15 protein-coding genes are annotated in these 22,631 nt (G+C 40.8%); 2 read left to right on the forward strand and 13 right to left on the reverse strand.

Features of this window, described 5'->3' with window-relative positions; translation table 11 throughout:
- The first annotated feature begins 316 nt into the window (after positions 1–316).
- Positions 317–1,663: a WD40 domain-containing protein gene (locus H6G08_RS32465; RefSeq protein ID WP_190550721.1), complete on the forward strand. Its 1,347-nt coding sequence runs from the start codon at positions 317–319 to the stop codon at positions 1,661–1,663.
- On the opposite strand, the gene H6G08_RS32470 is transcribed toward H6G08_RS32465, so the two are convergent.
- The 10 genes from H6G08_RS32470 to H6G08_RS37845 form a co-directional block, all read right to left on the reverse strand.
- On the reverse strand, positions 1,644–3,794 hold the full coding sequence (locus H6G08_RS32470; protein WP_190550723.1) for an FHA domain-containing protein: 2,151 nt from the start codon (positions 3,792–3,794) through the stop codon (positions 1,644–1,646). The genes H6G08_RS32465 and H6G08_RS32470 overlap by 20 nt on opposite strands.
- A 154-nt stretch (positions 3,795–3,948) precedes the next feature.
- Positions 3,949–4,842 (reverse strand): coiled-coil domain-containing protein, encoded by an 894-nt coding sequence (locus tag H6G08_RS32475; protein WP_190550725.1) that lies wholly within the window; start codon positions 4,840–4,842, stop codon positions 3,949–3,951.
- 70 nt (positions 4,843–4,912) lie between these two features.
- Entirely contained in the window at positions 4,913–5,836 is a 924-nt protein-coding gene (locus H6G08_RS32480; protein ID WP_190550727.1) for a coiled-coil domain-containing protein, read from the reverse strand.
- Between the two features lie 169 nt (positions 5,837–6,005).
- The gene (locus tag H6G08_RS32485) at positions 6,006–7,010 is read right to left on the reverse strand and encodes a hypothetical protein (protein ID WP_190550729.1); all 1,005 of its coding nucleotides are present in this window, start codon (positions 7,008–7,010) and stop codon (positions 6,006–6,008) included.
- A 45-nt stretch (positions 7,011–7,055) separates the two neighbouring features.
- Positions 7,056–7,955, reverse strand: coding sequence for a coiled-coil domain-containing protein (locus tag H6G08_RS32490; RefSeq protein WP_190550731.1), 900 nt, complete (start codon positions 7,953–7,955; stop codon positions 7,056–7,058).
- A 22-nt stretch (positions 7,956–7,977) separates the two neighbouring features.
- The gene (locus H6G08_RS37840; protein WP_242046362.1) at positions 7,978–8,790 is read right to left on the reverse strand and encodes a M15 family metallopeptidase; all 813 of its coding nucleotides are present in this window, start codon (positions 8,788–8,790) and stop codon (positions 7,978–7,980) included.
- Positions 8,791–8,826: 36 nt separating this feature from the next.
- Positions 8,827–11,004, reverse strand: coding sequence for a protein kinase domain-containing protein (locus tag H6G08_RS32500; RefSeq protein WP_190550734.1), 2,178 nt, complete (start codon positions 11,002–11,004; stop codon positions 8,827–8,829).
- A 268-nt stretch (positions 11,005–11,272) separates the two neighbouring features.
- The gene (locus H6G08_RS32505; protein WP_190550736.1) at positions 11,273–12,010 is read right to left on the reverse strand and encodes a DUF3238 domain-containing protein; all 738 of its coding nucleotides are present in this window, start codon (positions 12,008–12,010) and stop codon (positions 11,273–11,275) included.
- Positions 12,011–12,071: 61 nt separating this feature from the next.
- Positions 12,072–12,701, reverse strand: a complete 630-nt coding sequence (locus H6G08_RS32510; RefSeq protein WP_190550738.1) for a CHAP domain-containing protein — start codon at positions 12,699–12,701, stop codon at positions 12,072–12,074.
- Between the two features lie 400 nt (positions 12,702–13,101).
- Positions 13,102–14,391: a hypothetical protein gene (locus H6G08_RS37845; RefSeq protein WP_242046363.1), complete on the reverse strand. Its 1,290-nt coding sequence runs from the start codon at positions 14,389–14,391 to the stop codon at positions 13,102–13,104.
- A 71-nt stretch (positions 14,392–14,462) separates the two neighbouring features.
- Here H6G08_RS37845 and H6G08_RS32520 point away from each other — a divergent pair, with 71 nt between their 5' ends.
- Positions 14,463–15,293, forward strand: coding sequence for a hypothetical protein (locus tag H6G08_RS32520; RefSeq protein ID WP_190550740.1), 831 nt, complete (start codon positions 14,463–14,465; stop codon positions 15,291–15,293).
- Between the two features lie 139 nt (positions 15,294–15,432).
- On the opposite strand, the gene H6G08_RS32525 is transcribed toward H6G08_RS32520, so the two are convergent.
- Genes H6G08_RS32525 through H6G08_RS32535 form a run of 3 tightly spaced genes read right to left on the reverse strand, consistent with a single transcriptional unit; the run spans position 15,433 to position 22,433 of the window.
- Positions 15,433–19,197 carry a CHAT domain-containing protein gene (locus H6G08_RS32525; RefSeq protein ID WP_190550742.1) on the reverse strand — a complete coding sequence of 1,255 codons (3,765 nt, stop codon included), beginning with the start codon at positions 19,195–19,197 and terminating at the stop codon, positions 15,433–15,435.
- A 14-nt stretch (positions 19,198–19,211) separates the two neighbouring features.
- Positions 19,212–20,033 carry a DUF928 domain-containing protein gene (locus tag H6G08_RS32530; protein WP_190550744.1) on the reverse strand — a complete coding sequence of 274 codons (822 nt, stop codon included), beginning with the start codon at positions 20,031–20,033 and terminating at the stop codon, positions 19,212–19,214.
- A gap of 15 nt (positions 20,034–20,048) precedes the next feature.
- Positions 20,049–22,433 carry a CHASE2 domain-containing protein gene (locus H6G08_RS32535; protein WP_190550746.1) on the reverse strand — a complete coding sequence of 795 codons (2,385 nt, stop codon included), beginning with the start codon at positions 22,431–22,433 and terminating at the stop codon, positions 20,049–20,051.
- Positions 22,434–22,631: the final 198 nt, after the last annotated feature.

The raw sequence follows: 22,631 nt of genomic DNA on the forward strand, positions 1-22,631 counted from the left end.
TGGGATATGCTTTACTCATGTTGCTCTCTCGGTGCTGTCTACTATCTATTCACAGCGTATACCGAGAGAGCTTTTTTACAATCTGTCCGACTTTTCAAACATCCTCTTAGGCTGAAACTTAGACATGGAAAAACCTCCGATGACAATTTGCTGGGATTTCTGTAGTGTTCTATAAATGACTTGGTTGAGTTATCTTGCTTTATTCACTTATTCATCAACCAGTTTGACTAATAGACATCTCCGAAAATGACGTAAGGGCGAACGGCCGTTCGCCCCTACCAAGGCTTTCTGGCAACGCAGAATTAATTTCACGCCTATGTCTAATGACAACTTGGTTGATCTCATCCACTTATTCCCGATCCGCTTTATGCAAGCATCTGAATTTCAATTGATTGCCAAACTCAAATTCTTCTCAGGCTTCTATACGCCCGATCGCCAGGAAATTAGAGAATATCAACTCACCACAAAAGTAGGCATAGGTCGTGAAGCTCCTTGTACAATTTTGGCAGACTCCAAATATCTGGCAGTTTCTCGCTTGCATGTAGAAATTCGTCCGACTCAGACTGACACCACCCAATGGGAACTCTTTGATAACAACGCTACCAATGGCACTTATCTCAACGGAAAACGTCTGCAAAGGGGAGAACATCGGATATTGCAATCGGGCGATCGTATTCAACTGAGCAAAGATGGGCCGGAATTTCTGTTTGAGTGCCAAGTCATTGCCGCAGATCTTCCAGTTGCTCCCACAGCAAACATCCCAATTCCAGAGACTCCATCCCAGCATGAGGTTGCTGCTTCTGTTGCTGTCCAACCAACTGCGCCAACAACTTCCATCCCGCAAACTCAGAGTGAAAATACATCACCTACCTCTGTTCCGCCTCAGATCAGTCTCTGGGATTTAAAAACTCATATCGCCCCCTACATCCCCTCAGGACACTCAGATGTCATCCGGGCGCTGGCCTTTAGTCCCGATGCTCAAATGCTTGCCAGTAGTAGTGCTGATAAGACAATCAAGCTGTGGGATCTCAGCACTCAAAAAGAAATTTGGAGCGTTGCTGCACATAAGTTAGCTGTGAGCGCGATCGCCTTTAGCCCTGATGGCCAAATGCTTGCCAGTGGTAGTGCTGATAAAGTTATTAAACTTTGGCACCTCAACACCCAAGAAGAACTGAAAACTTTGACTGGACATAGTATGGGAGTTGGGGCGATTGCATGGAGTCCCAATGCTCAAACTCTTGCCAGTGGAAGTGCTGATAAAACCATCAAGTTGTGGGACTGGCAAGTCGAGGAAGTACTACATACACTTAATGGACATCGAATGGCAGTGACAGCTTTGGCGTTTAGCCCTGATGGTCAAACCCTTGCTAGCGGCAGTGCTGATAAGACTGTTAAACTATGGTCTCCGGAGACGGGTGAGGAATTATCGACAATTTCAGTGGGGCGATCGGCGATCGCGGCTTTGATGTTTAGTCCCGATGGGCAAATGCTAGCGATCGCCAGTGAAGACAAAACGATTCGCCTCTGGGACTTAAAAACCGAGCAGGAAATTCGTGGTGTCTTTGAACCTTTATGGCAAACTGGTGAAGTTGCCATTAGCCCTGATGGTTGCTGGTTTGCTTGTAGCTGTGATGACAAGACGATTAGGCTTTGGTCATGGTAGGCGCGATCGCCAGGATTTCTCGCTTTAATTTTTCCAGGTCAGCTAAAGACTGTTCTAGGTTTTTTAAATGCAGTTTTTTACTATTCTCTATCTGTGCTTTGAGCTGAAGTTGCAACATTTCCAGTTCACTAATATGAGTTGTATACTGTTCGCTGACAGTTTCCAAAGTTGTCCAGAATCGCCGCTCCTCTGAATCTACTGAAGAACTCAGATACTGTGAGAGTTTCTTAGTCAAATCTTCTGATAGAGATTGATAGTAGCTGAGTGTTCCTTTTTGTAACTTCTCAACTGCTTCCTCGACTTTCATCGCCCTTTCATGCTGATAAGCAAAAAATACAGCTACACCGATGGGAGGAATCAAACCAGGAATTAAAAATTTTTTGATATTCCATTCTTTAGGTATAAAAGTACTTCCAACCAGCATTAGTGTAGAAACAGTTGAAATCATTTGACCTTTAAAGTTTTTCCCTAGATACCCTAATAAGCCAGGCTGTTTATATCGAACTTTACATTCAGTGGGTGCTACCGCTGAGATTTGTAAAACTGGTTGGATATTAATGCTCTGAGTAACCTCAAAAGTAGAACTGGGCAAAGCAACTTCAGGAATACAATTCAGTGTTTTGTAACTTCTCTGCCATAAACCATTCAAGCCACCCTCACCATAGGATAAACAAATATGTTTCCATTGCGTTGTAGCCCATTCAGCAAGTTCTGCTTGAGCAAGACTCAAAGCTGCTGTATGCATATCATTCAGTGCAGGATTTTGCTCATTACCAAGTTGCAAACGCACTGTGCGATGTCCTCCTTGATCAAATACAGCAGGTTCCAAATGCTTAACAAAATGCTCTACTTTTTGAGGCAGTGCATTTTGTCTAAATTTATCTAGTAAATGAGCTTCAGATTGACTAATTGCAGTTTTAATCTGCCTAAACTGTTCTTTCTCTCCTTCAACTTTCTTGATTGCCTTTTTAGTTTGCTCCTTTAGAGTAGCGGGTGCTAGGCTATTAAGTTGATCTTCGGCTTGGTGCGTTTCCTGTTTTAACTTTGCTTCCTGCTGCTTCAAGATGGCTTCAATTGCATCTACTAGCTTTACTAATTGGGTCATAATGCGCTGAAGCAACATTTCTTCTGCCTTCTCCTTGGCTAATGTTTCCAGTGTTTGAGAGAATTGTTCAAACTCAGGACGGGTATGAGGAAAAAGCACCGTTGCTTGAGGATTCGCAATCACAGGCTGTAAAGCGAGAGCGATTTGTTCAATTAGTGGGTAATAGGGCTGGCTTTTCACCCAAGCTTCCATTGTTCGCCAATGTGCCTGTATGACTTCCGGATTGCCAATTCCTGGTGTTGTAGCGATAATAAATAATTTAGCAATTTTTCCCTCACTCGCCTGCGCCATCAACTGTTTCGCCGCATTCGACAAGGGTTGACTCAGATCCGTGATTAAACAAAGAACATCACAGTTAAATAATTGACTTGTATCATCTTTAGCCGCAGCACGATCGCCAGAACTTTCAAATACCAGCGTTGCACTACCAGTTGCTCCAGAAACAGATCCCAAACAAATCTCGTCGCCCGCCTTCAGCTGATACCAATCCGGCAATTTTTGCACACTGCCATTGATGTAGGTGCCATTTCTACTTCCCACATCCCGCACCTGCCAACCATCTTTCATTAAAGGTTGAATTTCTAAATGGCAACCACTGACTAAGCTTAGTTCATCCGGCAGTAGAATTTGAGCGATATCTGGGTTACGTCCGATAATTTGTGGCTTTGTACTTGTTAACTTATACCGGAATGACTGTTTTCCATTCAGGTGATCGCACTTCAAAGTTAAAACTGCTGGTAAAACATGAAGCTGAGAAATTTCTGGCAAAGGACTGGTTTGGATTTGGTAAGCTTCTCGCACCAAAGAATTCATATTCAGAAGTTTTTGAAGTGATTGTGCTTGATTTACATCCTGACTAATAATTTGGACAACAAGACTCTTCGTTTGTAGTGCTTTCTCCAGGGTTGCTAAGGCGGAGCCAATCGGCAGATAAGCTTCATCCTGAGAACCACGCTCAGACACAAACTGGCGAACGGCATGAATGCTCTTAGCTAATTTATCAGTTTTAGCGGAAATAACTTTCATAGAATCTCACAAGTGATATCGTGTCTGATGAAAGACTTATCATTAAGAGTGCAAGGAGGATGAGGGAGATGAGGGGGACAAGGAGGACTTTTAACAAATGACAACTGACTATTGACTATTGACCAATGCCAGTATTTTCATTGCGCCGACCTACTTAAAGCTGCAAAATATCTAAGATACCTTCAAAGACTCCAACCGCCGCGCTCAGTCCGACGTTAGTACTTTCTGCGCCAGCGACAAGAGTATCTTTAGTTGTGACAACAGTTGTTGTTGTGGTTTCAATCAAACCGCTTAAGCGTTCCATTAACTGCGACAACTCGTGGGTATTCCCTAGCAATTCTTCAATGCTCTGGCTGTGAAACTGGGTAAGCTGCTCGATTGTTTCCTGTGCTGAGTTCCCAGATGTTTCGCCAAGTCCCTGTAATTTTTCTGTCAACTGCTGCACAGTTTCTTCGACTTGTTGCGTAAATTCATCAGCCTTAGCAGTGATTTCTGGCAAACATTCTGCCACGGAAGCAACTAACGCCTCAGCCTTTTGCTCAATCTCTGATTGGTGTTCTTCCATATTTTGGTTGAATTCATTCAGCAAATATTCCTCAGTTTGAGAAACAGTTTCTGCCAATTCTGCTTCCAGTTCCCCTGCTTTTTCTGTCAGGCTAGTAAATGCTGCTTCTGCCGCTTGGAAAGCTTGTTCAAGAGTAGGAGTGACCGACTCAATCTTACCTCCCAATTGGGCGATCGCTGATTTAGTTTCTTCTAATTCCTGATCCAGTTCTCCTTTGACTGTTTGGAGTTTATTGTGGAGTTGAGCGATCGCATCAGTTCCTTGCTTGGCCTGAGTTTCTAACTCTTGTTTGGCGCTAGTAATCTGTGTTAGCAATGCCTGTGCCCGCTCGCTGAGGCTCGTCCAGTTTGTTTCTAGTTGTTCAGCAATGCTCGTTAACTGTTCACGAGACTCATCCATGTGGGACTGAACTTGTTCACTCTGCTCTGTTAACGTTGTGAGTTTAGTAACTGTTTCGTTGGCGATCGTGCCCAAATCAGACATAATTTCTTTCTCCTATGAGGTATCTATACAAAACTTGGTGCAAAACATCATTTTTATTCACATACCTGCCTCAAAGCGATATTCCGACCTTTTCTGCTGCTGATTCCACTGCATCGATCGCAGATTTCAATGGCTCAAGAAATGTATCTAGTTGATCGAATAATGCCTCTAGTGGTTCACAATGAGATGCAGTGTCGTCTTTAGCTCCAGTGATTTGGTCAGACATACTCACAATCGCGTCACAAATATGTTGCACTGCCCCTTCTACTAGGGACTTGAGTTCACCATCTATTTGCTCTTGAGTTGCACTGATTAGCTCATCTATACCAGATTTAATGGTCTGTTCAGCAATTTCACTTAAGTGAGTTTCAAACTCACTTTGAGATGCTGTGAATTGCGTCACCATCTCATTTACTTTCTCCGAAACACCCTGTTTAGCTGATTCCACTTCATCCGTGAGTGATTCTATCTGCTCACTTGCGGTAGTATGTGCCGCTTGAATCGCTTCTTGCACCCCTTGAAGTCCCTGACTGACAGTTTCTTGAGCAGTGGTGAATTGTTCTTGCCCAGATTCAATTTTTTCCTGAATCTGCGTCAGTCCTGTCTGTGCTGCCTCCTGAGCTGTTTCAATTGCAGATTTACTTTCCTCAAGCTGAGTCTTGAACTCGCCCATTTTCTCCTGAACAGACTCAATCTCAGTGGTGAGTTCAGTCTTGGCTGCTTCAAACACTTCTTGGAGTGATTCTGTGCCAGTTTCCACTTCAGCGATCGCAGATTCTGTTTCGCTTTGCAAACTTGTCGCCACCTGCTGTAGTTCCGCCAAAGCAGCAGTAATCTGTTCAATCAGCGCTACTACATCTGTCTGCTGTTCCTGAAGTGATGTCTCTAACTCTTCGATAGCCGTTTGAATTTCTGTTGCACCTTCAACCAAATGGTTCAATTGCTCTGGAACTATAGCCGCCATTTGAGCCAGTGCAGCGTATGCATCAGTCATAGTCAGTTCTCCTTAAATTTGGTACACAGCAGTTTTCATATATATATTTAGACCACGCGCTGATATCTGTATTTCTTTCTGACTTTGCGCGGCAGTTGCTTTAAGTCGGGGAACCCGCCCAACGCACTGCCTTGCCTTTGCGCCTTTGCGTGAGATAAGATCGCTAAAATCAGAAAATCCCCAGCGTCAGCACTTTCAGGGCTAGCTTAATGGCATCTATCGCCTCTTTAGCAATTAGCAGTTCTGGCAGAATTGGACTCAGTGCTGTAGTAATACCTGTACCCGTTACCATCAGAGTCATTGACTTTGCAACTTCTTGTGCCATTTCTGTAACCACATTATCTATCGCATCTTGAAAAGCAGTTTCTACTCCATCAATAAGTGTGTTTTCCAAATGGTCAATGACAGTACTCAAGATTTCAGATGCTTGCTCTTGAAGATGCTCACCTACTTCTTCTGCTTGATTGCCAAAGTTGTCAAAAAGGTGGGTAAGTGCTTCTTCTAAGCTACTAAAACTTTCTATCATCTCATTAACTTGGTTTTGACTCAGTTCTTCACCAAATTCACTTAAGAGCGTTTGCACAGATGACTTACAAGTTTCTCCAATCTCACTGACTAGTTCTGTCCATTGTTCTTCTGTTTCCGAGTGCAGAGTCTCCATTTCTTGTTGAAGTTGTGCGATCGTCTCAGTGAAACTGGTAAATGCTTGTTCAGCACTATCCCATATTTGAGTCACTTCTGATTCTGTTTCTTCCAGAGTTGTTTTGACTACTTCTACAGCTGTTTTAATTTCTGCCAAATCACCATCGATTTCAGTTTGAGCTTCTTTGAACTCTGTCTCCAAAGCAGTTTGAGCCTCTGACAAAGATTGAGTAAATTCATCTACTTTGCCCTCAATCTCAGAAACAGCTTGCTGGAGTTCATCCAGGGCGGAAATGGCAGCTTCCTGACTGTTTTCTATCTCAGTTTCACCTGTTTCCAATGCCTGTGTTAAACCAGATAATGCAGCACTCACACGATCATCTACCTGATCCAGATGCTCATTATGCGACTCTAGCTGTTCGCAAGCTTCACTGATTTGGGTATAAGCCTGTTCCAGCATATGCAACAGCTGAGTCAGACTCTCGGCCGATTCCTCCGTTGATTGACGTAACTCTTCTTGTACAACTGCCATATTGATTTATCTCCTTGACTATAGGCTGAGAGCATTAAATCTGCGTTATCCCAACAAATCATGAACAGTATGCAAAACATCTAGGATTGGCTCAACTGTCTCCAAAACCTCACCAATACTGCCGATTACCTCCCCCAGTTCTCCATCTAGCAGTCCGTGAGACGATTCACCAACTTGACTCAAGCTAGAAAGCGCACCAGTCAGTCCTGCCATTGCTTCAGACAGTTGACTTTGTATATCCTCTGTATACTTATGCGTCAGTGTATCCAAGACTTCACTAGAGCTTGTATCTAAAGTACTGACTAAGTTAGTGAAATTTTCAGTTTTACTGGTGGTCAAGGTTTCAAAGGCAGTCGTTACCGTTTCCAGTTGCTCTGTGAGTTCTGTTTCCAATGCCTCAAACTGTTCGAGTAACTCAGTCTTGCGATCGCTGAAGGCATCTTGAGCAGTATCAAAAACACCACGAAATTCCTCAATATTACTGGAGATAGTTTCACTGTGGCTACCAGCTTCAGTTTCTGTTTCCAGGATATGCTGAGTTAGTTGCTCCAAACCAGACTGAATCTCCTCAGCCTCAGTTTCAATTTCCGACAACATTGATTCCGCATGACTCTTGAATTCATCTAACTGAGCTTTAAACTCACTGGAAATTGTATCTATCTGACTATCTAATTCGCTGATTTTTTGGTCTAATGTTTCCAACCCTTCTTTGGCAGTTTGCAACTCACTCTCCAAAGTTTGTTCAGCAGTATCTAGAACATTACCAAAAGCCTCTAACTTAGCTTGTGCATCCTGCCCAGCAGAGGAAAGTGTGGAATTTAGAGATGTAATCAGTTGCTCAATGTGGGTGACACAATTGACTGCGCGATCGACCTCCACTGAAAGTGCCTGACTCTTAGCTTCATTTTTTTCAATTAAATCATTAATGGTACTGAGAGTTGACATAATTACCTTGCGAGATAAATATTTAAAGAACTTGTTTTACCTTTGCAAATACCATGCGAGCCTGCGAAGAACCTGTGAATCTCCAATGCCAAGGTTCATAGCTCACTCCTTGTGGGTTGTTTGGAGGAAAGGACATTTCAAAGCCAAATTCATTAGCATGTTGTCTTAGCCAATGAAAAGCCGCTGACTGCTGAAAATTTATTGTGATGTCTTGGTTTGGATAATAACCATCTGCCAAGTCAATTGCATAACCCGTATGATGTTCGCTATATCCTGGTGGGGCACTAATTTTAGCCGCCGCAGCTTCAGAGCCAGTTTTTCTTATTTGTGCTTGGAATAGTTTCTCCTGGTTAGCAATGGTGCGGAATCCCGATACTGGAATAATCCAAACTCCTTCATCCCTTGCTGCATAAATAAGTTTCATCAGAGCCAGAGCAGCTTCTGAATGAAGTTTTTCATAACGCTGGTACTCATGTTTTGCATAGCTTGAGATCGTCATCAACTGACTTTGATCTGCTTCAGCATAAGGAAAATGACCTAGCTTAGGTGATGTATTCAGAGGTGGTTTTGATATTGTGGTTGAAATAGATGGGACAGGTAGTTTTGGATTCTGTTGTACTGTAAGCGCAACAGGATTTTGTGCAATAGATTCATCAAGAGGCTCTTTTTGAGTCTTGGAGAAATTAGCTTTAACAGCTACTTCATCTAGTTTCTGAGCCTGTGGTGAAGCATATTGAGGTTGGGTTGTAAAGTACATCGATTGATACAGAATTGGTATCAGTGCAATAACAATACCTAAAAGTATCCATTTCCAGCATTTCCAAAATCTATTCATAAGATGTCTTTCTCCAAAATGATTGTCAGCAAAGGTTTATTTGATCTCTTTTCGATCAGAAAGCTTCCACTTACCGTTTTCTAGGACAATCACAAATCGATATTTACTAGTATTTATCTCTGAATTCTTGAGTTTTTCATTCACGTAATAATCAATACCTTGTCTAATTTGAACTTCAATTTCAACTCGATCAGATTTGGAAGAGAAATATCCTATGGGGTCAATTTTTTTTGTACCATAGCGATAGTAGGCTTTTTCTTGTTGCAGCCAATCTATTGTTCCTCCCGGCTTGGTAATGTCCTCATATATTTTTCCCGTTGTCAAACTTGCAGCAAGTTGGCGATCAAAAGGTGTCGCAAAAATTGAGGGTTTAGCTTCTAGCCACTTGTTAATCAGATCTAGAGTCTCTTGCTGTGAAAGTCCTTCAATAGGTGCTGTAACAGGTGGCTCTTTTGGCTTTGGAGGTGGGTCTGGTGTTTGTGAATTTCTAATTCCAATTTTTGCTAATTTAACAATGTTCGCTGGTTCTTGATTCCAGTACTCACTGCGTTCATCTACTGGTTTTCCCAAAAGTGTAATATTTTTTACTTCATTGATAGCACTTTGCCATTGCCTTAAATTAAGAAGCACTTGTGCATTCTTGATTAGTTTATTGTTTGCTTCCCATTCATCGCTCCACTTCTTGGTTAGCTCTTGAATCTTCTGCGGATTTTTTAATAGTTTTTGCGGAATTGACTTAGCAACAGCCACTGCTTCATTGAATTTTCCTTGCTTATATAGTTCTGTTGCTTGGTCAATGATTGCATCAGACCATTGCTGAACAAGTATTGTTATTTGACTATAGGCAGAAGTATCAGAAGGTATTTTTTCTGCAATTGTCATTGCACCTTTAAAGTCTTTTTTGGCTGCTAGCTGCTTTGCTTGTCCGAGTTGACATTCAGCTAAAAGTTTATAAATTTCAGGATTAACTTTTGATGAATAATTTGTTTTATCGAGGCACTGATCATACTTTCCAGATTCAATCATTGCTTTGATGTTTGCTATCTGGTTTTGCTGTTGGTTATGCTGCCAGAAAAACCAACTCCCCCCTGTCAGCAAGCAACTTGCAAGCATTACTCCAATACCCAGCAGCAAATGATTTTGTTTTGATGAAGTATTAACGGAGGTTGACACTTCTTTGTGGGGCTGTGGGTAGACAACAAATCCTTGGGCAAATTCTGGAGATGATAGAGCTTGAGGATTTGCTAATTCCTCCAAATCTTCAGACTGTGCGACTGGAATAGAGGCTTGGTTGGTGGCGTTTTTAACTTGCTCTACTTCTACAGTTTGTTGATAACCATGACTGACTAATTGCCCAGAACTTGATGCTGCTGATTGTGAGGCAGTTATTTGATGCAATGCTTGTAGAGCCTCAGTAGCAGTCTCAAAACGTTCTTTGAAGTGATAGCGCACCATCTTTTTTAAGAAACTCGCTAAACCTGCACTGACTTCAGCCTGATCGCACCAGATTGTTTCTCCATCCTTGTCTTCTAGCAATTGAGATGGCAGTATTCCAGTTAATGCCTGTATCACAACCATACCCAGCGCATACAAATCACTACTTGGACGCGGCTTTCCTTTAGATTGCTCAGTCGGCATATATCCTGGAGTACCAATCCCAATTGTCTGACCAATCATTTGCGAATGAGAGGCTTGATGGATTTGGATTTGTTTTACTGCACCAAAATCAATCAAGCAGAGTTTACCATCTTGCCGTCGGATTAAATTATCTGGTTTAATATCACGGTGAATTACACCCTGACAATGAACTGTTTCTAGGATTGTCAGCACTTCTTTTAATAGTTGAATCACCTGTGATTCTGACCACCGTTCTCCTAACAGCATTTCGCTACTCAGAGGATGACCATCAACAAAATCTTGAACTAGATAGAACTCTTGCTCTGTCTCGAAATATGCCAGCAGTTGCGGGATCTGATCGTGTACTCGCCCCAGCTTCTCCAGAATCTCTGCCTCACCATTGAACAAGCGTCTTGCTGTCACTAAGAAACTTGGATCGCTACTGGCAGGTTTTAGTTGTTTGACAACACACAGAGGATTATTAGGACGTTGCGTATCTTCTGCAATGTAAGTTTGTCCCATACCACCTATCCCCAGGGGACGGATAATTTTGTAGCGATCGTTTAGTAGTTGATCGGTCAAAATACAACTAGACATTTTATTTCTTCCAAGTTTTTTGAGATGGTGTAATTAGAGTTTGTGCCAGGAAACAATATTCCTATTACATACTTTAATTAACTTTGTGAGCATTATTTATATAGGTCACTAGAACACCGCTTCAGTAATAAAACACTAGACAGAAAAACTCAATTTTTATGTCTTGTAAAACAAAATATTCCTTCTGGTGAACCAAATAAAACTGAATTTTTTGTGATAACTATGACTACTGAATTAGTGTTCTAGTTGAAATAAGGTATTGTGCAGGTTAAAACTTCACTACATCATTTTTTGCTGCGATCTCCATTGGAGGAAATAAAGAACTAGGAGTATCCCCTGTTGCCCGTGGATCGTGTGAATATACTAATGTGCCAGCACCTCCATCTGCCGTTACATAAGCCTCATAAGCTGGGAAACCATCATGGTGACCAACAATAGAAACTTCGCGTGTAGCTGGATTAATTTTGAATGTTATGTTCAAATCAATGGCAGGTGCTCCCGTAAGCAGTGGATTTTTTGCAGCCGCCTTAAAATTAACGAGAACATTACTGCCTGATCGCTTTATTGTGCCATTAGTCAATTGGGCAGTAGAGGCTTTTCCTTCCTCCAAAATATTTCCTGTTGAGCAGTCAACTTTATGAGTAGTGCCAGTATCTTTCCAGTCAATCGTTTTGGTGAGTGTTGCAACATCAAACTCGATTTCTTGGTGTGTTCGTGAAGAAGCATGAATATCGTTGGACAGACCTCGATTATCTCCTGTAAAGCACCTACCTACAGGATCTTTAACCATAGCATCAGGAATAAAGGTATTGATCCACACCTTTATTGTTTTTGGTGTTGCCAATGCTATCTCCTTGTTAGATAAGTCCTTTATTTCTTGAGAAACTTCAGTCAAAACTTCTGTTGTGCCTAACTGGTGATGACCTTGATTGGGTAAGTTCATTTCATTGAAAAATGGAGATATCAGTCCAAGTACAAAAGAAGCAGTTAGAGATGTCCAACTCATATTGATATTCCTTGGTATTCTTTAGGGTTTGAAGACAGACGTAGTTCTTTAATTTCAACCATCAAAAAGCTGTGTAGAAACCAGCGAATTTACTGCGCGATCGCTTATTTTCAGTAATCTCACCACCCATACGACCACTATTCCCATCAATCGTTGTGATAGTATTACCCTCGACCTTGGCAACGATCGCATGATGCTGATTCTTCGCAATGTAGGCAATGTCTCCTGGCTGAGGGTTAGAGGTTTGCTTGATTCCAGAAACACCTGAAATACCAACTCCCTGTCGCCAGTTACCAACATCTAACCCTGCTGACTTCACTGCCCACAACGAAAAGATGCCACACCAAGAAGGCAAACCAGCCTTTTGATACTTCACTACCTCATCTGGCCAAATACCTGGTGCCGCCGTATGGAAATATTCCAAGAGATTTTGCCAACCTTGTCGAGTCTTCTTCCCTGTTGTGTCCAACTCACCAGGCTTACCAGAATTTACTAAACCTATTTGCAATCTCGCGATTTCAATAATTTTCTCCCTGCGAGGATCGGTGGTGGCATCACCAAATGCTAAAGTCTTAGTTGCATGAGTTCCATCGGCGGGAAATTGGATGAATGAAGTTGAAAGATTTCCGTCTTTTACAGCAGGTGAGAGTGGGGTAAGCGCTAGAGCTAATATAGTGGCAGTCCAACTCATAATGTTTATCCTCCAAGTTTGATAGGCGTTTTACTGGGGTGTGCCCCTTCTATTCTTTAACTTGGTTTATTTGTGAGATTTATTCACTTGGACTGTTGTATCGTTAATATTTGCATTTCCTAAGTGCAAAATTGATCCACTTGGGCTTTGCTCAAGAACGCTTTTTCAGGTTTTGGGACGAGCGGCGCAGAATTTTTACCTTTACTATTCAAACCGGATACCGCCGCATCATCTCGCCTACTTCCACTGCTTCCCCCGAAGGCGTATACACGACCCCAGAAGACATCGCGATGCCTGCGGCAACTCCTTCGGGGAACGCAATCCTCTGCCTCTTCGCCCACTCGAACCAAGCACTCACATCACTTGTTACGGTATTCTTGCTCATCATTTTCTCGTCCAACTAACTGCATTCACAGGGATACCGTCGCATCATCTGTTGCAAATCAACAGGCTCCCCCGAAGGTGTATAAACAACCCCCGCAGACATTGCTGCGACTATCCTTTGGCGTTTTGCCCATTCATACCAAGCAATTACGTCCGCCGTCGCTGTGTTTTGAGGTTTCTTACCCTCTTTACAAGCTGTGATAAACACGCCAGTGGGTGACTTCACGGATTGCCATGTTTGGAGTGCTTCTTTGAGATATGCAAGTGCCCCGGCGACATTCACCCAATATTTCTTTATCACCCCCAAACATGGCTCTGGGTTAATCCGCAACCGCCGCAACTCGGTACAGACCTCAGCAATTTCGTGCTTACTAGGCTTATACGTACTTGAATCGACTTCAACTTCCGGCTCGGAAGATTCGTCATCATGAGGGTCTATCTCACTCTTTGAATTATCTTGTTCAATTTCATCAACAAAGTGAGTAATCTGGGGTTGCTCTGGTTTTGGAGCTTGGCGAACTGGTTCATATTCACTCTGTTTTACTCCTTCATCCTGTTTTTCCCCAACAGCAGTGTTGTTGTTTTTTAAAAGGTTTAAAGTAGTTTCAAATGTTGGCGGATTATTCGCACATCTTGTCGAAATATCTGGCACATCTGTGTCAATTTTTTCGCATCGTTGAGAATTGAGTAATTGTGTGAGCGTCACAGCAGGTAATGCCAGTTGCTCATTTGTGCCTTGCCCAGAAGGACGGAAGTTACGACGGCGATACAAAAAGCGAAAATGGTGTTTGTCCTGTCGAGGAAGCTTCCGCCATACTTCCTCATTCCAGCCTGGGGGTATGAAGTCAGCAGATGGGAGTAGGAGGTTTTGGATTTGGGATTGCAGCTGGGCGAAATTTTGTTCTAGTTCTTGAATTTTTTGTTGTAGCTGAGGAATTAACTTTATTGATTCTTTGGCAATCACTTCGCATTGCAGAAAGTATTTGCGGATCTGTCTACCTTGTTCACTCTTAGACAGCATTCCCATTTCTTTAAAACATTCCAGCGTCAAATAAATCTTTTCTACTGGTCTACCTGCTTTGGAGTTTTCATCAGAAGTGATGAAAACCTCATAGGGCAGAGCTAAGAGCGATTGCTCTGGAAGTTGTACGAAATAATCGAAATTTCGTTCAAAGTATGAAGTTAACATTCTTTTAGCATTACTCTTAGTGCTATATCCAAGCACTGACCAAGCCCAGTCAAAATCTATAATCTGGTTACTGTTGTGCAACTGTTGAGCCAGTTCAAATGTAAATACTGGTGTCATAAAATTGCTCTGGTAATAGTTAATAAATTTGAACAGTATTAGCAGAAACTTCTCTTAGTAGTGCGTCTGCTATGCCAACAAGACACATCTGCGAACTTGAGCTACGCGCGGATGAACAGAGCCATCGCCTTCACTTAGAACGCAAGGTAGAACGTGCATTTTTTGAAGCGGGTAAGGCACTGGCAGAATTGCGCGATCGCAGACTCTATCGCTCCACCCATCGCACATTTGAGGAATATTGCCGCGATAGATTTGGGCATAGTCGGCAACAGTCGAATTATTTAATTGCAGCAGCTGGTGTTTACGAAAATCTGACAACCATTGGTTGTCAAAATGTGGCGAATGAAGATTTGACAACAAATGGTTGTCAAATTCTGCCCACTAATGAGCGTCAAATTCGCCCACTCACCAAGCTAGAACCCCAGCAGCAACAGGAAGTGTGGCAACAAGCAGTTCAAGAAGCTGGCGGAAAAGTCCCAACTGGAAAAATCGTCAAAGATATAGTGCAGCGCATCATGGAACGCACCCAAATACCCAACACCTACCAATTGGGTGAAGTCTGCCAAATCTTAGCAAAGGACAATCCCGAACTCAGGGGCAAAGGCGGTTGCTGGGCGATTGTCACTCAAGTGAATGACTTCACTTGCACCGTGAGGACTTGGGATGGAGAACTGACGGTGGGGCTGAAGCATCTGAAGTCATACGAATACTTGCCTGAGGACTGTCAGCAGATGCAGGAGATATGGGAGCGTATTTCACGGGTGTACTCCAGTGGGCTGGAGGAATCGGTGCAGAAGTTTTTGGAGTCGTTGGGGAAGCTGAAGCGGGCTTATTTGACGGGGTTGGAGGAGAAGGTGTTAATGCTTTTGGAGTCGGAGTATGCGTTTAGAATAATACTATAAAAATTTTGATGTTTGGTATTCGATATCTTTAGATTGCTATTTTAAAAATTCTTAAGTTTTTCACCAAACTCTAACACCAAACTCTAACGAAAAATTAGGGTCAATGGAGTTTTAAACTGCATTCATTTCATCGGAAATTTTACTCTGCATTTCCAATCAAATTAAATGCAGCCCAGTCATTGGGAGAAAAGTCTTTCTGAATCATTGTTAGCATGGCTTTTCGCAATGATTTAGCTTTGTCAAACTTGTTTTGTTGCAAATTGCGATAAAATTCCGTCATTAAGGGGGTTGTCGATTTGTCGGGTACTTCCCACAGAGTTACAAGAACGCTCTTGACTCCTGCATTCATCAATGAACGAGATAGTCCGATAACACCATCCCCAGTAATACGTCCTTTCCCGGTATTACACGCACTAATTACCACTAGTTCGGCATTTAGTTTCAAGTCGAAGATTTCTTCGGCGGTGAGTAAACCGTTATCGTTACCATAGGGAGTAAGCGCGATCGCACTGCCTAATCCCCTCAGATCATCTAATATCCCATGTGTGGCGAAATGAATGATTCTAGCTTTGGGGAGCATTGGTAAAATTGCGTTTTTGGTAGCTTCTTTACCAATAAGGGGTTTGGCTTGGAATAGGGGAGCTATGGCTTTAACTTCATCTTCGGTTCCTGGTAGTTGGTTTAAAGGTTGAGGCGCTTCTCCTGGTTTCTTGGCAATCTTAGGCATGATAGGATTGCCCACAAGTAAGACATCTTTTGCTGAACCAGGAACTCGCTGCCGTTGTTCATGGGTTAATTGTAATACCTGAATCGAGGGAGAGGTAAGAATTGTGTGTTTTTCAATTAAGTACTTACCTTGGGAGTCTTGCAGAGAGGGAAAGGGAACGGCAAATAATTCTTGCTGAGGGATAAAAACAACACGAGCATCTTCTTGGGTAGGTAAATCTTTGGCTATGGGTTCGATTAGCAATCGATAGAGTTCTTGCAAGTATTCATTTTTGGCATTAGCGCTTGACTGGGAGCCGTTTTCTCCGATTTTTTCCTTTACATCGGTTATGGGGTATGTTGATGTTACTCCTGGTGGATAAGAAGGTTGTCGGACGGTAAGTGTATTATTATCATTAACTGCTACTACTATCCATGCATTGTCTTTCAGACGGTCAGCTTTGAATTTGACGCGATCGCCTTTTTTGAAGGTTAGCTGGTTATTACCGCGAGTTCTATTGTCAGGATTGGCATTTGTAGGCATGGATGGGATAGATTCGAGGGTATTTTTTACCAGCGTTTCTAGCGAAGTCTGATTTTGCAGTAGTTGGGTAAGGTTAGATTGGTGAAATTTAATTTCGCCATTAGGTTGAACAACCCAAATCAAGATTTTGGTTGCGGGTACTTGGGGTTTTTTATTTTTGGCTGAAGATGGAATTACACGCAAAATATCATAAACAATTTGGTAATGCACTAAAGTTGCATTTTGTTGTTTGGCTATTTGTTGAATTTGAGTCCAAGAAATTTTTGGTGTTTGTGTTGTGAAATCGCTATTTTTGCTGTTGCTAGAAGAGTTGGCTAGTAACTTTGCGAGTATTCTAGCTCTACTTCGTTCGGAAATTTCTAATGCATCCTCTTTCTTATTTTGAGCGAGAAGAACTTCTACAAGGGTTTGATAGGTTCCTAAATAGGAGTCAAAAAACTGTACTCTATTTGCATCTTTATTGCCAATTCCACTATCGAGGATTGAGTCATATTTATCTATAGCTTCAGAAAGTAATTTTTCTGCTTTTTTATTATCTTTTGTTAAAAAATACAAAAATCCTGCTTGCGATCGACTTATAGCTAAAGTGTGTGGATTTGAATGGGGATTTTTTTGCAGTAGTGAATCTGCATTGCGTTGAATTTGGAATGCTTTATCGAGATTTCCAGATGCAGCATATTGAATTGCCAGGGTTTGCAGCAAATCTGCTTTGGAATTCCATTGCAAATAATTATTTGTATTCGTGCTTTCGCGATCGAGAGCTAGGACTTGTTCATAATATTGAATCGCAGTTTTCCAATTTCCCTGTCCAGAATTGGCAGAGCCTAAATATCTCAATGCTGTAGCTTCTTCATCTGCAAATTTGAATTTTTTTGCTAATTCCAACCCTTGATTAATATATTTTACACCGAGATTGAAATCGTATTTTTCACTTGTAGCTCTAGTATACAAAGAGCCTAAAAAAGTTAATGTTTGTACTTCCATCCTTTGGAATGATGGACATAATATTATCTGTTGGCTAAAAAAGTCTTTATTTGATTTTGAATGAGAATTATTTTGATTAGTACAATTACTATATTTTTTAACCATTTCTAAAACTTTCTCTTGATATTTAATAGATTCATCTATGCTTGCAATTGATGCATAGGCGTTACCAATACCTTGATATGCTGCTAATTCAAAGAATGGATTTTTACTATCTTGAGCAATTTGAATTGCTTTGTTAAAGTTTTCAAGACCAATATTGTATTTGCTTTTAGATAAAAAGGCTAGTCCAAGACTAGTATGTGCAGTAATTTTATCAGAAATATTATCAGTGGAATCTACTATTTGTTGGAAGAATTCAAGAGCTTTATCAGTTTCTCCAATCTCTAGATAATTTGTACCTAACAATTGTAAAATTGTATTCTGAAATCTTGTCAAAGAAGAATCATTTTTTATTTGTGGATAAATTACATAGGCTGATTCTAATAATGTTATAGATTCTCTATTTTGACTTATTTTTTGATAAAGAATTCCTAATCCCAATAAATGTTTGAATTCTGCAATACGATTGCCAGCTTTAACTTCTGAATTTGTTTCTTTTTGATATTCTTGAGATATAGTTATCCCGTTTCGATAACATACAATTGCTTTATTATACTCATTTAATAAGTCATAATTATTGCATAATAATACGTGTTCCCTTCCATACATTAGTGCTACCCAAGGAGCTTCATTTTTTTCAAAAATCTTCTGCTGCTCCTCTTGAATTTTAACTGCTTGTTGAAGATTACCCATTAATGTATATGTAGATGCGAGAAAACCCAATCCTATAATTTCAAGTTTTGGATCTTTAATCTTGCGTGCGATCGCAATTGATTCCTGGGCATGTTTAATAGCTGCGGTAAAGTTTTTTCCCTGAAGGTAAGAACTGGTGATTCTAGCCAATGCTTGACCTTGACTTTGTAAAATTGCTATTTCCAATTGAGTATCTTTTAGTTCTCTGGCTATTACGACTGCTTGCTCGAAAGGTGCGATCGCCTTGCTGTTATCCCCAACAGCAGTATAAGCATTTCCCAGACTGACCAAAATATCAATTTCTCTGCGTTTATCTTTCGTATCTCGAGCATTTACTAAATTCTTCTCTAATAACTCAATGGTCGTTTTCACGGTAGATAAAGCTTTTTGCTCTATTTCCTGGTTTTGACTGCTTCTGGCGATCGCTAAACTTTGTTGATAAAAATCAATAGCCTTGACTATATTTCCTTGTGGAGAATTGAAATATATAATTCCCAGATTAAGTAGCGCTCTTGCTTCTAAATCAGGGTTTTTAATTTCTCGTGCTATCGATAAAGCCTGTTCCTGGTGAGTGAGTGCTTGAGGATAATCTTTTAAAAATATGTAAGCATTACCAATACTTTTGTGAGTATTTCCCTCTGCTAACCGCTCTCCTATCTGTTGGTAAATTGGTAGTGCTTTTTGAAAAGATTCCAAAGCAGCTTTTGGTTGATTGCTTTTAATTTGCTGCTCACCTAAATTGAATAGTCGATCAGCTTCAGCCTTTCTGGAATTATGCATAACTTGGCTGACGTACAAGGAAACAGGCTTGGCTGAAGGTACAGCGATAGCGAATGTACCTAAAATAGCCAGCGCACCTATATAAATTTTTTTCATACCTGTAACAGCTACTATTTAGGTTTACAACAAGGAACTATTGGTTCTGAGGCAAGATTTTCTAAACCGATTTCATTCGATTTCAATAAATTCTCCCAGTCTTCTTTCAAACCTTCATCCTGGGGATTTTGACGACGAAGTTCAATTAATCCTGTAAGAGTTTCGTACCAAAAACTATTTTCGGCATAAACAAGAAGGCGATCGCGTCCCCTATTTTCCTGTAACTGTTTTGTCACCTCTGCACTAGCTTTTACCCGTTTGATTCTGCCGTTAACATTGTCAATCCGAGAATCGCAATTAATACCCAGACTCCACTCATAGTTTTGATCTAGTTCTAAAGCAGGTGCATTCTTAGGTAAGGTGATACTGATAATGCCGGGTGTGTTTTTTAACTGCAAATTCTGTTTGTAAATTTCTTTGTCATCGAAATTCGTCAGCTTAAATTCTACTGGGGTTGTAGAGCTTGCTAGGTAGGGTACATAAAACCAGAACGTGGGGCGATCGCTCATTGTTAAACCCATATTTTTCCCCGGAATCAAACCAGTCAGACGGGGCTTATTGTTATCGCTAGAGCAACCACGAGTTGCGGCTCCCTCACGCTTTCCCGATGCACCATCGTTGGCTGATTTGAAGATAAATTGTTTTCGACGTTGTGTTTTTGACGGTGATGGATTTGGTTTTTGTCTTGGTGTTGGTGCAGGTTGGGCTTCTGAAGAGGAAGCCATAATTAACAAATTTTGGTCACAACCAAATAGTAAAGGGAGGATGAAGGCTAGTATTAGTTGCTGCAATGGACGTAAACCAAGCTTTGTCCATCGCTTTTGTTTAAATTTCATCTTTTAAGTTCCTATTTACGCATTTATTTTTGATTTTTTATATAGTGAGTAGCATATCAGGATTCCACTAGAACCAGTTAATGTCAGCAGCGATGGTACAAAGGGAACCCAATATCCCATAACAAATAAAAGAAAACACGAGCCAGATAGGATGACGATAGCTAGACTAATTCCTAGTCCTACAGGTATCGCATCTCTGATACGCCAAATAATCAAACCTCCGACAAAAGACCAAGCACAAATCCACAAACCATCTCCCCACCAAGCCCAAACTCCCAATAGTGGACGTTCACCCAATGCTGCGCTAATTAGCTGACTTACCATTTGAGCGTGAACATACACCCCTCGCATTTTCTCACCACCATAAGGTGTTTGAAATTCATCCACAGCTCCATCAGGTCTGTTAAAACTTGGATCTGTTACACCAATAATCACAATTTGGTCTTCCATTGAGTTGAGAAGAGAACTGTTTTGATTGAGAATATTAGTCACATTGTCAGATTTAGCAGCTGTGTCACCATTACGATAATTGAGCAAAATCTGGAAATTTTTATAATCTGAATTTGTATTCTCTGAGCCGATTTTAGGAAATGTTTGATACCCCCCTGCATTTTGTGACAAATTTCTTAAACGAGCTTTTTCCCAAATTACATCACCTTCTGGAGTATTTTCAGGTTCAATACCTTCTGTATATAAATATTGCGATGCCAATTCAAAGCTAAATGCGTTTTCTGCGGTACAAGGAGAATTAGATTTAGTATCAATATGTAAAAGATGACGACGAAGAACGTCATCAGGGTCAAGCAATACATCACTAAATCCCAGATTTTCTTTAGGTATAAAACTTGCTGCTGGTATACCTCCACCGTTCTTTGGATGGTCAACTTGACATACAGCAAAAAGATTTTTATTCTCCTGAAACAGTTTTTCTAAATCTAGATTAGGTTTAGCTCCAACAGGTAAATCCCGGTATATATCAAGTCCAATCACTCGTGGATTATGTTTGCTGATTTCTTTTAAAAGTTGAATCAAAGTTGTATCCGTAAGAGATGATGAGCCTAAGCTTTTGTCCTTTGCTCTCTCATCTAAAACATCTCTTTGGGTGACTTCAACAACCAAAATACGAGGGTCTTGTTTTTCATCGGGTCGCAACTGCATCATCTGGTCGTAAGCTTTTAACTCTAGCGGTTGTAATAAACCGAGATGACGTACTCCCAACACTAAAGACGCTACAGCTAAACTTGCAGCTACGAGCGATCGCAATTTGGGTGTATATTTGTGGGGAACCCAAATTAAGGGTTTATAGGCAGGGTTTTGAAAAATTACAGGGAGCCAACTCGCACAAGGAAACTGTTGATCTAAATCTTCTCCTAAACCGTTCTCTAAAATTTTTAAGCGTTCTCGTGCTTCTCTCACTGCTAAATATAAGGAATGAGTGCGAGCAAATGCTTTAAGAAAATATTTCAGAAATTCATGGGCTACTACATCTGGAATCGATTCCTGCATGACAATCATTTGGGGAATCTGCATTGTACTTAACTCTGCGGCTAATCCCAAACCATCGCAGGAATTAAAAATTGCTAACGAAAGCCCTTTTTCAATCGCTTTGCTGAGAGTACTTCGTAAATCTTTCAGGTTTAAACTATCTGTGTCATTAATTTTTATCAAACCTTCGCTAAAATCGCTTTGGCTTTCGCTATGTCCGGCAAAAAATAAAATATCCCAACTTTCTTCTCTCAACTTGTCATCGATTTTGCTCCGTTTTGGCTTGACTAAAAACTCTATCTTTGCATCTGGTAATTGGGATTTTAATATTTCTCTATCTTTTTCCAGGTCGATATTTTTATTGTCACCTAAAATTGCTAATATTTTAATTTTTCGCTTCTTTTTGATATGAGTAATTCCTGGGGGTGGTTCGTAATTCTTGGGGCTAAATGCTATTTCCGCATTTGCATATTCTGCAAGTAATTCCCACTGAGTCCAAGGTAATTTTCGTAACAGATAGTCATCTGTCTGCAAGATAATTTTAATTTCTTCGTCAGTCCGATTTTTTTGGAGAAATTTTTCTCTAATACTACTAAACGAACTGGATTTTAACCAACTATTCAAAGCATCGATTAATACTTGTCCCGCTTCTTTGCACTCATCGATGGGATTAGGGGGGCGATCGCCTATATTTGTAACCTGAGAATCTTCGTCTTCCAAACGCATCAGCGAATCCAAACTGCGGTAGTGCGATCGCCAAATTACGTAGCTTTCCTCAACTTGAGAATTGGGAGGTAATTTTCCTGTAATGCTTGTTTCATAAGGTTTTCCATCTTCCATAATCCTTAGCGTGACTGGAAATCCCTGCTGCTGTAAATCGCCTTCACCCAATTCGATGACAACTAACTTACTCATATTTCCTGCTACCTGTCAGTCTGTTGAGTAATGATTTACATTTTGACAGATAATACTTTCACATGTAAATTAGTCTTAATGTTTTTGTAACAAAATTAATTGTTGTAAAAAACTTTCTTTGTTTAAGTTATAATTATTAATCGAATATTATTTTGCTCTGTTTCAAAATAGTGAATTGAACGCGATAATTATTGCTCA

Origin of the sequence: Calothrix anomala FACHB-343 (assembly GCF_014696435.1) — a bacterium.
Classification (GTDB): Bacteria; Cyanobacteriota; Cyanobacteriia; order Cyanobacteriales; family Nostocaceae; genus Aulosira; species Aulosira anomala_A.

Bases quoted from the DNA above. Each gene is read 5' to 3' on its own strand.
- H6G08_RS32465 (WP_190550721.1), top strand. From the start codon at position 317: ATGTCTAATGACAACTTGGTTGATCTCATCCACTTATTCCCGATCCGC.
- H6G08_RS32470 (WP_190550723.1), bottom strand. From the start codon at position 3,794: ATGAAAGTTATTTCCGCTAAAACTGATAAATTAGCTAAGAGCATTCAT.
- H6G08_RS32475 (WP_190550725.1), bottom strand. From the start codon at position 4,842: ATGTCTGATTTGGGCACGATCGCCAACGAAACAGTTACTAAACTCACA.
- H6G08_RS32480 (WP_190550727.1), bottom strand. From the start codon at position 5,836: ATGACTGATGCATACGCTGCACTGGCTCAAATGGCGGCTATAGTTCCA.
- H6G08_RS32485 (WP_190550729.1), bottom strand. From the start codon at position 7,010: ATGGCAGTTGTACAAGAAGAGTTACGTCAATCAACGGAGGAATCGGCC.
- H6G08_RS32490 (WP_190550731.1), bottom strand. From the start codon at position 7,955: ATGTCAACTCTCAGTACCATTAATGATTTAATTGAAAAAAATGAAGCT.
- H6G08_RS37840 (WP_242046362.1), bottom strand. From the start codon at position 8,790: ATGAATAGATTTTGGAAATGCTGGAAATGGATACTTTTAGGTATTGTT.
- H6G08_RS32500 (WP_190550734.1), bottom strand. From the start codon at position 11,004: ATGTCTAGTTGTATTTTGACCGATCAACTACTAAACGATCGCTACAAA.
- H6G08_RS32505 (WP_190550736.1), bottom strand. From the start codon at position 12,010: ATGAGTTGGACATCTCTAACTGCTTCTTTTGTACTTGGACTGATATCT.
- H6G08_RS32510 (WP_190550738.1), bottom strand. From the start codon at position 12,701: ATGAGTTGGACTGCCACTATATTAGCTCTAGCGCTTACCCCACTCTCA.
- H6G08_RS37845 (WP_242046363.1), bottom strand. From the start codon at position 14,391: ATGACACCAGTATTTACATTTGAACTGGCTCAACAGTTGCACAACAGT.
- H6G08_RS32520 (WP_190550740.1), top strand. From the start codon at position 14,463: ATGCCAACAAGACACATCTGCGAACTTGAGCTACGCGCGGATGAACAG.
- H6G08_RS32525 (WP_190550742.1), bottom strand. From the start codon at position 19,197: ATGAAAAAAATTTATATAGGTGCGCTGGCTATTTTAGGTACATTCGCT.
- H6G08_RS32530 (WP_190550744.1), bottom strand. From the start codon at position 20,033: ATGAAATTTAAACAAAAGCGATGGACAAAGCTTGGTTTACGTCCATTG.
- H6G08_RS32535 (WP_190550746.1), bottom strand. From the start codon at position 22,433: ATGAGTAAGTTAGTTGTCATCGAATTGGGTGAAGGCGATTTACAGCAG.